General features: G+C 40.8%; 14 protein-coding genes. 7 read left to right on the top strand and 7 right to left on the bottom strand.

Going from position 1 to position 13,583, the window contains the following annotated elements:
- Positions 1 to 187: 187 nt before the first annotated feature.
- Positions 188 to 754: a D-glycero-beta-D-manno-heptose 1,7-bisphosphate 7-phosphatase gene (gene gmhB / locus H8A87_RS09610; protein WP_198689743.1), complete on the bottom strand. Its 567-nt coding sequence runs from the start codon at positions 752 to 754 to the stop codon at positions 188 to 190.
- A 178-nt stretch (positions 755 to 932) separates the two neighbouring features.
- Here gmhB and metN point away from each other — a divergent pair, with 178 nt between their 5' ends.
- From metN to proS, 6 genes are all read left to right on the top strand, one after another.
- Entirely contained in the window at positions 933 to 1,964 is a 1,032-nt protein-coding gene (gene metN, locus H8A87_RS09605; RefSeq protein WP_198689742.1) for a methionine ABC transporter ATP-binding protein MetN, read from the top strand.
- The gene (locus tag H8A87_RS09600; RefSeq protein ID WP_198689741.1) at positions 1,957 to 2,610 is read left to right on the top strand and encodes a methionine ABC transporter permease MetI; all 654 of its coding nucleotides are present in this window, start codon (positions 1,957 to 1,959) and stop codon (positions 2,608 to 2,610) included. Before metN ends, H8A87_RS09600 begins: the two co-directional genes overlap by 8 nt.
- 127 nt (positions 2,611 to 2,737) lie before the next feature.
- Positions 2,738 to 3,553 carry a MetQ/NlpA family lipoprotein gene (locus H8A87_RS09595; RefSeq protein ID WP_198689740.1) on the top strand — a complete coding sequence of 272 codons (816 nt, stop codon included), beginning with the start codon at positions 2,738 to 2,740 and terminating at the stop codon, positions 3,551 to 3,553.
- 162 nt (positions 3,554 to 3,715) lie between these two features.
- Entirely contained in the window at positions 3,716 to 4,111 is a 396-nt protein-coding gene (rcsF, locus tag H8A87_RS09590; protein WP_198689739.1) for an Rcs stress response system protein RcsF, read from the top strand.
- A 30-nt stretch (positions 4,112 to 4,141) separates the two neighbouring features.
- Entirely contained in the window at positions 4,142 to 4,849 is a 708-nt protein-coding gene (tsaA, locus tag H8A87_RS09585; RefSeq protein ID WP_198689738.1) for a tRNA (N6-threonylcarbamoyladenosine(37)-N6)-methyltransferase TrmO, read from the top strand.
- A gap of 119 nt (positions 4,850 to 4,968) precedes the next feature.
- On the top strand, positions 4,969 to 6,690 hold the full coding sequence (gene proS / locus H8A87_RS09580; protein WP_198689737.1) for a proline--tRNA ligase: 1,722 nt from the start codon (positions 4,969 to 4,971) through the stop codon (positions 6,688 to 6,690).
- Positions 6,691 to 6,813: 123 nt separating this feature from the next.
- Here proS and nlpE read toward each other — a convergent pair whose 3' ends face one another.
- Positions 6,814 to 7,515, bottom strand: coding sequence for an envelope stress response activation lipoprotein NlpE (gene nlpE, locus H8A87_RS09575; RefSeq protein ID WP_198689756.1), 702 nt, complete (start codon positions 7,513 to 7,515; stop codon positions 6,814 to 6,816).
- A 319-nt stretch (positions 7,516 to 7,834) separates the two neighbouring features.
- On the opposite strand from nlpE, the gene rof reads away from it, so the two are divergent.
- Complete coding sequence (rof, locus tag H8A87_RS09570; protein WP_198689736.1) at positions 7,835 to 8,104, top strand: Rho-binding antiterminator; 270 nt, start codon at positions 7,835 to 7,837, stop codon at positions 8,102 to 8,104.
- A 128-nt stretch (positions 8,105 to 8,232) separates the two neighbouring features.
- Here rof and H8A87_RS09565 read toward each other — a convergent pair whose 3' ends face one another.
- The 5 genes from H8A87_RS09565 to accA form a co-directional block, all read right to left on the bottom strand.
- Entirely contained in the window at positions 8,233 to 8,715 is a 483-nt protein-coding gene (locus H8A87_RS09565; RefSeq protein WP_198689735.1) for a VapA/VapB family virulence-associated protein, read from the bottom strand.
- A gap of 197 nt (positions 8,716 to 8,912) precedes the next feature.
- Positions 8,913 to 9,383 (bottom strand): VapA/VapB family virulence-associated protein, encoded by a 471-nt coding sequence (locus H8A87_RS09560; RefSeq protein WP_198689734.1) that lies wholly within the window; start codon positions 9,381 to 9,383, stop codon positions 8,913 to 8,915.
- A gap of 694 nt (positions 9,384 to 10,077) precedes the next feature.
- Complete coding sequence (gene tilS / locus H8A87_RS09555; RefSeq protein WP_198689733.1) at positions 10,078 to 11,412, bottom strand: tRNA lysidine(34) synthetase TilS; 1,335 nt, start codon at positions 11,410 to 11,412, stop codon at positions 10,078 to 10,080.
- 33 nt (positions 11,413 to 11,445) lie between these two features.
- Positions 11,446 to 12,363 carry a DMT family transporter gene (locus H8A87_RS09550; RefSeq protein ID WP_198689732.1) on the bottom strand — a complete coding sequence of 306 codons (918 nt, stop codon included), beginning with the start codon at positions 12,361 to 12,363 and terminating at the stop codon, positions 11,446 to 11,448.
- A 255-nt stretch (positions 12,364 to 12,618) separates the two neighbouring features.
- Positions 12,619 to 13,578 carry an acetyl-CoA carboxylase carboxyl transferase subunit alpha gene (accA, locus tag H8A87_RS09545; protein ID WP_198689731.1) on the bottom strand — a complete coding sequence of 320 codons (960 nt, stop codon included), beginning with the start codon at positions 13,576 to 13,578 and terminating at the stop codon, positions 12,619 to 12,621.
- Positions 13,579 to 13,583 lie beyond the last annotated feature (5 nt).

The raw sequence follows: 13,583 nt of genomic DNA, 5'->3' as shown, positions 1-13,583 counted from the left end.
GAGGCTGCGTATCTTACGCTTTCCTCTTGAAGTGTCAAGCTTTAATTTTCAGGGCTTTTCACTTTGTCATCTCGACATGTTTGTGTGTTTGTCGTGACAACGGATGCGCATTATAGGGAGCCTTCTGATTTAGGCAAGACTTTTTTGTGATTTTTTTATTTAAATGTTCACAATTTAGGCTAAAAGGTTATTTTTGCCTATTTTTTATCGCATTTGGTAGATCTGCCAGACTATTAACAACCAAATCTGCCGCTTGTTCTGCTGCTTCTGTTACAGGTTTTCCTGTACGGACGAGAACCTTAGTTCCAACATTAGCTGCATTTGCTGCCAACATATCTTCTATTTTATCTCCCACCATATAAGAAGCAGACATATCGATATGTAATTCCTCCTGTGCGTCCAACAACATACCCGCTTGTGGTTTACGGCAATTACAGCTCTTCTTATATACTTCATCATCCGCTTCTGGGTGATGAGGGCAATAATAGATACCATCGAGTTCAATGCCTCGGTCTGCCAATGACCAATCCATCCATTCTGTTAACTGCACAAATTGAGCTTCTGTAAAAATTTTACGTGCAATACCCGACTGATTTGTTACCAAGACTAGTGCATAGCCCATTTCTTTCAATTCAAACATGGCTTCAATCGCACCATCAATAAATTGAAAATTATCTATCTCATGTACATAACCATGATCGACGTTAATCGTGCCGTCACGATCTAAAAATACGGCGGGAATACCTTGAGTCACCTGATTGCTCCAAGAATGTACGAAGCGAACAGTATCGCATGAATTATTACCGAATGAGAATGCAGCATTTAATTTATTCACAGTTGACTTGGACGTCTAGACGCCTTAACATCCACTTTAATTCATGACTTGTTGAAATGTTCTCAAGTCATTCATCTTTACATCTAATAAGAAAAAAATGATAAGATTGACTCAGATAAATAAGATATTTCAACAAGGAAAGCGTTCAATCAACGCGCTTTCAGATATCAATTTGCATGTCCCGCAGGGGCAAATATATGGAGTCATTGGTTCTTCTGGTGCAGGGAAAAGTACCTTAATTCGCTGTGTGAATATGCTTGAGCGCCCAACTTCGGGTCAAGTATTGGTTGATGGGCAGGATCTCACTTCTCTCTCAGAGCGTGAACTAACTCAAGCACGTCGTCATATTGGCATGATTTTCCAACACTTTAATTTGCTGTCATCCAGAACAGTGTTTGGCAATGTTGCGTTGTCTTTAGAATTGAATAACACGCCAAAGGCCGAAATAAAGACTAAAGTTAACGAATTGCTGGAATTGGTTGGCCTTACTGATAAGCATGATGCGTATCCTGCCAATTTGTCTGGTGGTCAGAAACAGCGTGTCGCCATTGCCCGCGCACTGGCAAATTCTCCGAAAGTACTTCTGTGTGATGAAGCCACCAGCGCACTGGATCCAGCAACAACTCGTTCTATCTTAGCACTATTAAAAGACATTAACCGTCGCCTGGGTTTAACCATTCTTCTGATTACCCATGAAATGGATGTCGTTAAACGCATCTGTGACCAAGTTGCCGTCATTAGCGGTGGTCAATTAATCGAGCAAGATATTGTTAGCGAAATATTCTCGCATCCCAAGACTCCGGTAGCCCAAGAATTTATTAAATCTACGCTGCATTTGGATATTCCTGAAGATTATTTACAGAAATTACAACCGGAATCAGCACCTGATCGCAGTCCATTATTAAAGCTGGAGTTTACAGGTAAATCGGTTGATGCCCCTTTAATTTCCATCGCAGTTCGCCGCTTCAATATCGATATCGGCATATTGAGTTCCCAAATCGATTACGCCGGTGGCGTTAAATTTGGTGTTATGCTGGCTGAATTGGATGGTGAAATCGACAGCATCAAATCAACAATTACGTTTTTAGAAGAGCATCATGTGAAAGTAGAGGTTCTCGGTTATGTCTGAAGGAATGATTTTACTATTGGCTAAAGGAGTCTGGGAAACCCTCGTAATGACTTTCGTTTCTGGTTTCTTTGGCTTTGTTATTGGATTGCCAGCTGGTGTACTTTTATATGTGACTCGTCCTGGGCAGATTATTGAAAATGGCACGCTTTATCGCATACTTTCTGCACTGGTGAACATAACTCGCTCAGTTCCGTTCATTATCTTGCTGGTATGGATGATCCCATTCACTCGGCTGATTGTCGGAACTTCAATAGGTTTACAAGCAGCGATTGTTCCTCTAACTGTCGGCGCAGCACCTTTTATTGCCCGTATGGTAGAAAATGCTTTATTGGAAATTCCATCTGGATTGATCGAAGCAGCACGCGCAATGGGGGCAACACCGTTCCAGATTGTCAAAAAGATCCTATTACCGGAAGCATTACCAGGTTTGATCAATGCTGCCACCATCACCTTAATCACTTTAGTTGGCTATTCCGCGATGGGCGGTGCTGTTGGTGCAGGCGGTCTGGGTCAGATTGGTTATCAGTATGGCTATATCGGCTATGATGCTACCGTGATGAATACCGTATTAGCGTTACTGGTTGTTTTAGTGTTCTTGATTCAGTTAGGCGGTGATCATTTAGTAAAAGCCGTTAATCGTAAATAAGATTATTTTAACAAAGGTGCCAATAACAGCACCTATTACAGGGCTTGTACCTAAAAAGCCTCATTATATTAGTACGCGGTAACTTGATAAGACAGGTTATAAATCAGTATTCAATAGGGGTAAAAATATGTCAGTGAAATTGAAATCCATTGCTGTAATAAGCGCATTATTAGGCACATTAGCTCTTACAGGCTGCGGCCAAGAACCGAGAGACCCAAATCATATTAAAGTCGGTGTTATTGCAGGGCCTGAATTAAAAGTTGCTGAAGTTGCCAAACAAGTAGCGAAAGATAAATATGGCCTTGATGTTGAGCTGACTACATTCAATGACTATGTTCTGCCAAATGAGTCACTGAGCAAGGGAGATATTGACGTGAATGTCTTCCAGCATAAACCTTACTTAGATCAGCAAATGAAAGAGCGTAACTACAAACTAGCTATTGTTGGTAACTCTTTCATCTATCCAATGGCTGCTTACTCCAAGAAGTTTAAATCTCTGGATGAACTGAAGGAGGGCTCTCAAATTGCCATACCAAACGATCCAACCAATCAAGGCCGTGCGCTACTGCTATTACAAAAACAGGGTTTAATCACAGTGAAAGATGGTGTTGGTCTGCTGCCAACAATTCTGGACATTACTAGCAACCCTAAGCATTTGGATATCGTTCAACTGGAAGCACCTCAATTGCCACGTTCACTGGATGATCAGAAGATTGCTCTGGCATTGATCAATAACACCTACGCAGGACAGATTGGTTTAACACCAGAACAAGATGGGATCTTTGTTGAAGATAAAAACTCACCTTACGTGAATATCATCGTTAGCCGTGAAGACAATAAAGATGCTGAAAATGTGCAAAAATTTGTGAAAGCATACCAATCCCCAGAAGTAGAACAAGAAGCACAGAAAGTCTTCAAGGGTGGTGCAATAAAAGGCTGGTAGCCTTTCATATTCAGTCAATCAAGATTAAAATCAATGGGCGGGTATTTTTATATCCGCCCATTTTTATTGGGGGGGAAATTAAACGCTTTTATCGCAGTTCCAAGCACCGATATTCACTCAATCCCTCACTTATTGACTCTATCAATATAAGGATTCAACTCGATGCGTGTGTTACCTATCTGTTTCATGACGCTCTTTATGGTTGGGTGTACTTCACTGCCAACTCAGGTCGATAAGACTAATATGCCAGACTCGAAGTTGAAACATCGGTCAGCCAAGAAAAACAAAGAATCATCTTACGTCCGCCTATACACCAAAACGGACGAGCTATTAGGTTTACCATTTAAAGATTTAGGTATTGTGGCCGGAGAATCCTGCCGCAGTACGCTGCAAGATCCCCCAGCTAACATTGCAACTGCACGGCAAAATATGTTGGCAAAAGCAGCTTATCTAAATGCTAATGCAGTCTTACTTCACCAATGTGCGATTTTATCTGGCCAAGGTTGTTACCAAATTGCCATTTGTGAAGGTTCAGCACTGCTGACGACCAATAAATAATTATTACCGAATCGTTATTATTAAAAAACCATGGCAAATTTTCATTTTACACAAATAGGAACCATTCATTCTCCTTATAAAGAGAAGTTTGCCATTCCCCGTCAACCGGGTCTGGTGGAAGATGGTATGGGGCAGCTAGAGTTACTAGCTCCCTATAATCAGGTTGATGCGGTACGCGGATTGGAGCAATTCAGTCACTTATGGATTATTTTCGTTTTTCACCAAACCATGGATGGTGGCTGGAATCCATTAGTACGCCCTCCTCGTTTGGGAGGAAATGCTAAAATGGGTGTATTTGCCACCCGCTCGACCTTCCGCCCTAATCCAATTGGGATATCACTGGTAGAATTGAAAGGCATTCAATGCAAGAACAACCGGGTCATTCTAGAACTTGGCAGTTTGGATTTGGTGGATGGTACACCGGTGATAGATATCAAACCCTACCTGCCTTTCGCCGAGTCACGTCCAGAAGCCAAAGCTGGTTTTGCCCAAGCAGCGCCTGATGCAAACATGAAAGTCAGCTTCTCACCAGAAGCGGAATACCAACTGTTATCCCATCAGGCCAATTATCCTCATTTGCGACGCTTTATCAGCCAAGTATTGGCTCAAGATCCTCGTCCAGCCTACCGTAAGAAAGAACAGGAAAACCGGATATACGCAGCCCATATATTGGATTTCAATGTTCGCTGGTGGGTTCATGGAACCATAACAGAAGTGGTTTCTATCGAACACCGCTAAAACCCCTTTTGACATCGCAAGCTCGCTGGTAAACTAGCGGATTATCTTTATTTTCTGGGTTGGGTGGCAATATCTTGTCGCCCAGAAGCAATTTGCTATCCAATGGAAACTTACTATCTATGCGTACTAGCCAATATCTGATCTCTACTTTAAAAGAGACGCCTGCTGATGCAGAAGTAGTCAGTCATAAACTGATGCTTCGTGCTGGAATGATCCGTAAACTCGCTTCAGGTCTATACAACTGGATGCCGACAGGTGTTCGCGTGTTGAAAAAAGTCGAAAACATTGTTCGTGAAGAGATGAATAATGCGGGAGCGATTGAGGTTTCCATGCCAGTGGTTCAGCCCGCAGATTTATGGCAGGAAAGTGGTCGTTGGGAACAATATGGCCCGGAATTGCTGCGTTTTGTTGATCGTAGTGAGCGTCCTTTTGTTTTGGGGCCAACTCATGAAGAAGTTATCACAGATCTGGTTCGTAACGAAGTCACTTCATATAAGCAGCTTCCACTGAATTTATTCCAGATCCAGACCAAATTCCGTGACGAAGTTCGTCCACGCTTTGGTGTCATGCGTTCGCGTGAATTTATCATGAAAGACGCATACTCTTTCCACACCAACCAAGAGTCTCTGCAAGAGACTTACGACAAAATGTACGATGCTTACAGTAAAATTTTTACCCGCATCGGGCTGGATTTCCGCGCGGTTCTGGCTGATACCGGTTCAATTGGTGGGAATGCCTCTCATGAATTCCAAGTACTGGCGGCCAGTGGTGAAGATGATATCGTATTCTCTACCAAATCAGACTACGCTGCTAATATTGAATTGGCCGAAGCTATCATGCCATCTCAGGAGCGTGCAGCTCCATCTGAAGAGATGCGTCTGATCGATACACCAAACGCCAAAACCATTGCCGAACTGGTTGAGCAATTCAACTTGCCGATTGAAAAAACTGTCAAGACTCTGATCGTTCATGCAGCGGAAGAAAGCGAGCATAAATTAGTTGCTCTGTTGGTACGTGGTGATCATGAACTGAATGAAATTAAAGCGGAAAAATTGCCTTTGGTGGCTAGCCCACTGAATTTCGCTACTGAAGAAGAAATTCGTGCCATCGTGAAAGCGGGTCCTGGCTCTTTAGGTCCAGTGAACCTGCCTATGCCTATTATTATTGACCGCAGTGTATCTGTCATGAGTGATTTCGGCGCAGGTGCCAACGTTGATGACAAACACTATTTCGGCATTAACTGGGAACGTGACTTACCACTGCCAGAAATGGCTGATATCCGTAATGTCATTGAAGGAGACGTCAGCCCAGACGGTAAAGGAACACTATTAATCAAACGTGGTATTGAAGTTGGTCATATCTTCCAGTTGGGCACCAAGTACTCCGATGCCCTGAAAGCCACAGTGCAAAATGAAGATGGACACAATCAAGTTGTCAGCATGGGATGCTACGGTATTGGTGTAACCCGCATAGTTGCTGCCGCTATTGAGCAAAACCATGATGATCGTGGCATTATCTGGCCAAATACCATTGCCCCGTTCCAAGTGGCCATTCTGCCAATGAACATGCACAAATCTTACCGAGTGAAAGAAGTCGCTGAAAAATTATATGCAGACTTACGTGCCAGCGGTATTGATGTGATTTTTGACGATCGTAAAGAACGCCCAGGCGTCATGTTTGCTGACATGGAATTGATCGGTGTACCACATACTCTGGTTATCGGCGATCGCAATCTGGATAACGGTGAGATCGAATACAAATACCGCCGCAATGGCGATAAGCAGATGCTAAAATTAGAAAATATTGTTGAGTACCTGAAAGATCAGATTCAACAAGCTTAATTTTATTTGAAAGCATCTGCTCAAATTGAAAAAACCTGCGCAATGAACACGCAGGTTTTTTTATATTTTTATATCGCTATGTTTTTGTGTCGCTATGCATTATTAATGTATTGCTGTTATGGGTTATTTCTTGAGATTGCAAGAAGTCGCCTTATCAAAACGAATTTTGCCTGTTTGGATCAGTGCATTATCAAACAGCCCATCTTCCATTGAAGGGCGAAGCGTATAGTAGCCTTCCACTTCCACATAAACAGGCGTTCCACCTTCCACGCCCGTCGCACTGTAACCACGCTCCAGATCGATATTTTCGGAAGCATCATAGCGTTTTCCAGTACGACATTCCGTAAAGAGCGCTGAATCAGCAAAATAGCTATATTCTCCTACTAGATTGTTCGGTGTTACTTTAGCCAACTCATAATTGAGATTGGATTGGATTGTCTCACCATCGATATCCAGCATGGCCAAATTTTCACCTTTCATCTGGTAATAAGATTTTTTGCCATCTTGATTACTCAATACGATCTTTTTACCATTTATTATCCAGAGACCCGTTTCAAAGAAAGTGTTCTCCTCACTTTTAGCTTCCAAGTAAGTCTGATTCAATATATATGTCCCATCCTTAGCAAGCTGTAAGGTAGTTTCAATACCTGCACAATCCGCACAAGGTACAACACCACTAAACACTTTCTCGGTTGGCAGGAGCTTGTCCTGAGATACTGTGCTGCTCTGCAATGAGGGACTGTTCTGTAACTTAGCATTGTTCTGGCATCCAACCGCTGTGAATACTCCCGCAGTGAGCAATGCAAGCAATATTTTTTTATTCATCATCATTATTTTGATCCAGTAAATTCAACAAATAACCCATTTTTATAACGTCCACTATCTATAAAACATGAGCTTTACGTAACAAGATTGGCGTTACTTTACCGTATCCCAAAATACACGGGGAGAAAAATCAAATATTATGACTGAATTTCGTTGCCGAATGATTAGATACAGGTCTAACCTACTTCTGATTCCCACAAACTTATTCAGTAATCACGGAAAGCTTACTGTGCTATAGTCGTAGGTAACATTTTTTACGTTTGAGTTTAGTCAATCACGGGCGGCACGATAACCGCCACTAACATAGTGGTGAGCAGATATGTCTATAGATAACGAAGAATATCAAGCAATTAACTGTGACGATTACGATAACCTTGAGCTATCTTGCCAACGTCAACTACATTTACACGTCCAATTGCGAAATGGTGAAATATTTGAAGGAAAAGCTAATGGTTTGATTTTGCGTAAAAAAGTTGAATACCTTCTCGTCGAATCGAATGAAGAAACCCGTGAATTAAGGTTGGATCACATTGTCAGTTTCAGCAATCCAGAAATTGGAACGATTGTTATTGAGCACTCTTCATCATGATAACAAATAACGCTTAGACCCCCACCAATTAGGCATAAAAAGTCCTTGTATTTAACAAGGACTTTTTTGCAGAAACAGTTTATTGCTGACTACCGACATAGATGATATTCATTTAAGAACCAATCAGGTTAATTAGAACTAATAAAAAATACCTGTACCAGAACTAGCACCATTAACTGTCGAAATACGTTCCCCCTAAATGTACCTAAATATTTTGAATTACTATCATAAAATGTGAAAAATATCAGTGTAAGGAATTCATAAAACCAAAATTTATGTGCTTTCAGATAGAGCATGATAAGGTCGTCAGAATAGAGCCTTCCGCTAAATTTACCGGCACCAACACTGCTTAAGCTCCATCCTTGACCATTAAATGTTCTATCATTATTATAAGCTGTGACATTTAGACGGAAATAAAGGATCTCACTGATAATTGAAGCTGATGTTCCAACTCTCTCCCTCTGGGTTGCAAGAAGAATTTTCTCGGCTGGATTATCAGTGAACATTGGGTCTATTTCTTTTCCTTTCATATATTGAAAAAATTTATTATTCATATCATCTTGAACAATTTCACCTAGTTCAGAATGAAATAATTCATTTTTATTTTTCATAGAGTAGCCCTCTCTAATAGCAATACATAATTCCTTATATCTCCATTTATCCCCCCAACACTTTAAAATAATGACTATAATTCAATTAGGCAATGAGTAGGACGCCCCCTAAACCCCATATTTAATATAGTAGATTTATATAATTTCATTGGCCAATTATTTAATCCTAATGATAACTATAATAGATACGAATATTTTTACTGAATATCTGACCAAGACCCCGTCCCTGAAGTTCCAGATACAACGGTCGAGATCCCAGCTCCTGCAAAAAATCCTAGTATTTTGTTATTTTTATCAAAAAATAGCACTGTCACTATTGCAGGACTCGAATTACACCAAAAAGAATCTTTGTTAGCACGCAATTTATTAAAATCCCTAGCATAAAGCTTTCCCCAATAACTCCCTACACCTGGTGTACCTAATGAGTTCCCTTGACCTTGAAAGAAAAAATTACTACTCAAAGTCAACTCCAAAGACGTATAAAATATGTAACTAGTAATAGAAAGATACCCATTATCTAAATAATTTCTTTCACCCAAAATGACTTCTTTACATATTTCATCAATCTTACTTTGCTCTAGCTTACCTTTCATATCGGCAGAAAAATGTTGTAAAGCTTGAGCTCTAATTTCATTTTCATTTTTATTTTCATTAATTTTATTATTCATTACAGTTATCCTATTTAAAATAAAAAACATAAACAATAAAAAATGCAAGTGTTATTGTTTTCATTTAATAGTTTAAAAACCAACACCCAATCCCACTCCACTAATCATTATAATAGAAGTTACCTATTAGTAATTCTAAATGAAAAATAAGGAGCCTTGATCTTAAAATAATATGCACTAGATAATAACTCTACTCATTCCATAAAATTATATTTTAATTAGCTACATTTCTATGCCTCCTCTATACAGTTTCATTATATTTTTTAAGGTACTTCTACGCTTTTATCCCATATTTTCATCCCCATATACCTTTGCCTTTATATTTTCAGTTTAATAACAGTGAAAAGCATTAAGATAATGCCCAGTGGCTTTATCATATACCTCATCACTCTATTTATCTTATTAACATATTGAAATACAGAAATCACTTTTAGAGTAAAAACATAAAATATAGGGTTTTAAAGTTGAATCAGTTTATATATTAAAAGATAGTACATATCATGATATTTTCAACTGAAAATAATTTCAATTCAATATTAATTTACCCTATATTTAACTTTCCAAGTCTACTTATCAGACCCAACATACTGAATAAAAAGAGATTACATCATTTCCAATGTAATCTCTCAAATCAACAATTTCACCATTCAGATCTCTACTGATGAGCGGTTAACCCCCATCATTCAACATGAGGCTAGATTTTCCTCCATTGAACTGAAAATCCCGTATCAGCTTCCAAGCTCTGGCCTTCTTTAGTAACAAAAAATCCCAATGCCGCAATCAGTTTTTCATCATAATAGAGCAACGGTGTTCTCTCTCTGAGCCAAGGCGCAACCCCCAATTCCTGCCACAATTTTTTACTGTGGCGAGAATGTTGCCGTCCCACAATACTAACATTACCCTGAACACCAAAACGAATTGTTACTTGCTCATTGCCATCTGGCGCTCTCACTTTAATACCGTTTTCTTCAGATCGGATTAACGTCCCCAACCCATCTGGCAATACCAGTTCCTGTTCTATATCCCATTCAAGAATAGCCCCTGCCAAAAGCTGATACTGAGGAACCAGCCAAAGTTGCTGCCGATAACGACGAATATCATATTGCCCTAATCTAAAACGAGGCTCTGCATCTTGCCGAGCAAGCGCCACTTCTGACCAAATTCGTTGGAGTTGCTCTCGCGCTGGCATTTTTACACCACACTGATTAAGCCATCGGCGCAGCAGCGCATTGCGTTTGGCTTCAGAACAATTTCCCAAAGGAGGAATAGATATCGCACCTTCCAATGTAGTCAATGAATTCAACGAATCGCTCAACAATTCATCCAGCAATCTTTCTTGTTCCCCACACAAATCAGCACTGCGGGAAACCGCTTGCGGGAAATGAGGCCAGCGCTGATTGAGTAGGGGCATAACATGCAGGCGCAGGAAATTACGATCATAACGATCATCTTGATTGCTATCGTCCTCGATCCATTGCAGTCCCTGTGCCTGGATATACTCTTCTAATTCTGCACGGCTAGCATTCAGAAGTGGACGAATTAATGTCGTTTCCGCAAATGGCATACAAGAAGGCATAGAAGATAATCCAGCAGGACCACTCCCCCGTTTCAATGCCAACATAAATGTTTCTGCTTGATCATCAAGATGTTGTGCCGTTATTAAAATTTCATCCGGCTGTAATTCACGTTGGAAAGACTGGTAACGGGCATCTCGAGCCGCAGCCTCAATACCATTCTGGCAAATATCCAACCTGACTCTTTCAATCCGATAATCAACCTGCCAGCCAACACAAATCTGGCGACAATGTTCAACCCATGAATCCGCTTTTGGGTTTAAACCATGATGGATATGGATTGCCCTTAACGCTATGGGATCGCAGCCCAATTGTTGGTATTCAGCACGCAAACGAACCAGCAAATGCAGCAATACAGTGGAATCTAATCCACCGCTAAACCCAACCAAAATCTTTTTATGAGGCCCAATCTGTTCTGCCAACGTCGTAAGCAGGGGTTCATGAGTCGTTGTCATTATGGGATGATAACCTTTCTTCATTTTGCCAGCTCAATCCTCAATCAAATCGTCCATCTGTTTATTCTGTTTGGAAGCCTTGCTCTTGGCACTGATACAGAGTAGACCAGAGATGATCACAAGCGCTAATCCCATCACATAAGCTGGAACAAAAGCATCACCAAAAAACAAGATAATCCACATCATCGATAAGACAGGTGATAAAAATAAGATTGAGGCAATTTTATGAGGGTCTGGGCTGTTCATGGCTTTGAACCAAATGATATAAGAGACTCCATTCAGTATGATGCCGTTGAGTAGCGTTGGCATCAGTGAATCACCAATAGGTATATTGATGCTACTGAAGGCTAACATAAATACTGCGGAAACTAATGTGGAACAAGTGAATACCCAGAAAGTACTAATATAGGGATCAATAGCGAACTGTTTCGATAATACGGACATTAACGCAAAACAAAATGCCCCGCTAAATACCAGCAACAATGCCTGAGGATGTTCTACCGCAATCTCCGTAATATTGCCTTTCGTGAAGGTAATCACGACAGCAATGAATCCCATTGCAATACCAATCATCTGCCTAATTGACAGGTTTTCTTTGAACAGGAAAAACGATAATCCAATAATCATCAACGGCCAGCTATATTGGATTACCAAAACGGCAACGCCATTCTCAATAGAATAACCATAGTAAAGCAACAGGTAGAAAAAACAGTCCAAAGCACCTAAGATCAATACCTTAAGCATAACGAGAAAAGGAATGAGTAACAGTTGTTTCCAACTTCTCCCCATCATGAGAGCAACGACAAATACCGCTAAAACAGACAGGACATTTGACCAAAATAAATATTGGAAATGGTCCATCTCTTTTTGCCCAAAACGCGATATAGAGGGAATAAAACTCCAGATAAACACACAAGAAAATGCATAAATAATATATTTATATTTAGACATAAAAAACTCAACTTATTATTTAGAAGCCCAGCCGATGAGGCACCCTACTCCATCCGAATATCATCAAGAATGATAATACTAGACGGCATAGAAAGTGATAATTTCATCCCCTATAAACAACAAAACAGGCGGAAATACTGAGGAATTATCTCTCCTCAGCGCTTTCCACCTGTTATTGACGCTATTGAAAATAGCGTTGCGATTATATAAAAAGTCGTTACCAATAAAACAGCTTTCAGAACTTACTTTCAGATCTTAGCAGTAACCGTATTGCATTAAACGCTCATAACGACGGTTAACTAATTCTTCACTGTTCAATTCACTCAACTCAGAGAGATCAGCCAGCAATTGAGTTTTCAATGCTTCTGCTATTTTTTCATGGTTACGGTGCGCACCGCCCAATGGTTCTTGGATAACAGTATCAATCAATTTCAACTCTTTCAGGCGTGGCGCCGTATTTCCCATCGCTTCAGCCGCCAATGGTGCTTTTTCGGCGCTTTTCCATAAGATAGAAGCACAGCCTTCAGGAGAGATGGTAGAGAAGGTGCTGTATTGCAACATGTTTACTTTATCACCCACACTAAGCGCCAACGCCCCACCAGATCCCCCTTCACCGATAACAGTACAGATAACCGGTACGGAGAGGCGAGACATTTCACGCAGGTTACGAGCGATAGCTTCTGACTGACCACGCTCTTCTGCACCCACGCCAGGATACGCACCAGGAGTATCAATGAAAGTGATGATTGGCAATTTGAAACGTTCTGCCATTTCCATCAATCTCAAAGCCTTGCGATAACCTTCTGGCGATGGCATACCAAAATTACGGCGGATTTTTTCTTTCGTTTCACGCCCTTTCTGGTGGCCAATCACCATCACTGGACGACCATCAATGCGCGCCAACCCACCCACAATTGCCTTGTCATCAGCATAGGCACGATCACCCGCCAATTCTTCAAAGTCAGTAAAAATGTGCTGAATATAATCCAGCGTATAGGGACGGAGTGGATGACGTGATAACTGGGAAATTTGCCATGCCCCTAAATCAGAGAAAATCTTGCGAGTCAGCTCCAGGCTTTTTTCCCGCAAACGCTGGACTTCTTCATCCAGATTTATATCTAGCTTTTCATCTTGACGGCTAACTGCGGTGAGCGAATCGATTTTCGCTTCCAGCTCGGCAATCGGCTGTTCAAAATCCAGAAAATTCAGACTCATAACGT

This window comes from Xenorhabdus lircayensis, assembly GCF_016306625.1.
GTDB classification, from domain to species: Bacteria; Pseudomonadota; Gammaproteobacteria; order Enterobacterales; family Enterobacteriaceae; genus Xenorhabdus; species Xenorhabdus lircayensis.
Note: the sequence above shows the minus strand (reverse complement) of the source record. Positions and strands in the feature narration are given on the sequence as shown.

Excerpts from the sequence above, each read along its gene's own strand:
- proS (WP_198689737.1), top strand. The coding sequence starts at position 4,969 with ATGCGTACTAGCCAATATCTGATCTCTACTTTAAAAGAGACGCCTGCT.
- H8A87_RS09595 (WP_198689740.1), top strand. The coding sequence starts at position 2,738 with ATGTCAGTGAAATTGAAATCCATTGCTGTAATAAGCGCATTATTAGGC.
- metN (WP_198689742.1), top strand. The coding sequence starts at position 933 with ATGATAAGATTGACTCAGATAAATAAGATATTTCAACAAGGAAAGCGT.
- H8A87_RS09550 (WP_198689732.1), bottom strand. The coding sequence starts at position 12,363 with ATGTCTAAATATAAATATATTATTTATGCATTTTCTTGTGTGTTTATC.
- accA (WP_198689731.1), bottom strand. The coding sequence starts at position 13,578 with ATGAGTCTGAATTTTCTGGATTTTGAACAGCCGATTGCCGAGCTGGAA.
- tsaA (WP_198689738.1), top strand. The coding sequence starts at position 4,142 with ATGGCAAATTTTCATTTTACACAAATAGGAACCATTCATTCTCCTTAT.
- tilS (WP_198689733.1), bottom strand. The coding sequence starts at position 11,412 with ATGACAACGACTCATGAACCCCTGCTTACGACGTTGGCAGAACAGATT.
- H8A87_RS09560 (WP_198689734.1), bottom strand. The coding sequence starts at position 9,383 with ATGAATAATAAAATTAATGAAAATAAAAATGAAAATGAAATTAGAGCT.
- H8A87_RS09565 (WP_198689735.1), bottom strand. The coding sequence starts at position 8,715 with ATGAAAAATAAAAATGAATTATTTCATTCTGAACTAGGTGAAATTGTT.
- H8A87_RS09600 (WP_198689741.1), top strand. The coding sequence starts at position 1,957 with ATGTCTGAAGGAATGATTTTACTATTGGCTAAAGGAGTCTGGGAAACC.
- nlpE (WP_198689756.1), bottom strand. The coding sequence starts at position 7,515 with ATGAATAAAAAAATATTGCTTGCATTGCTCACTGCGGGAGTATTCACA.
- rcsF (WP_198689739.1), top strand. The coding sequence starts at position 3,716 with ATGCGTGTGTTACCTATCTGTTTCATGACGCTCTTTATGGTTGGGTGT.
- rof (WP_198689736.1), top strand. The coding sequence starts at position 7,835 with ATGTCTATAGATAACGAAGAATATCAAGCAATTAACTGTGACGATTAC.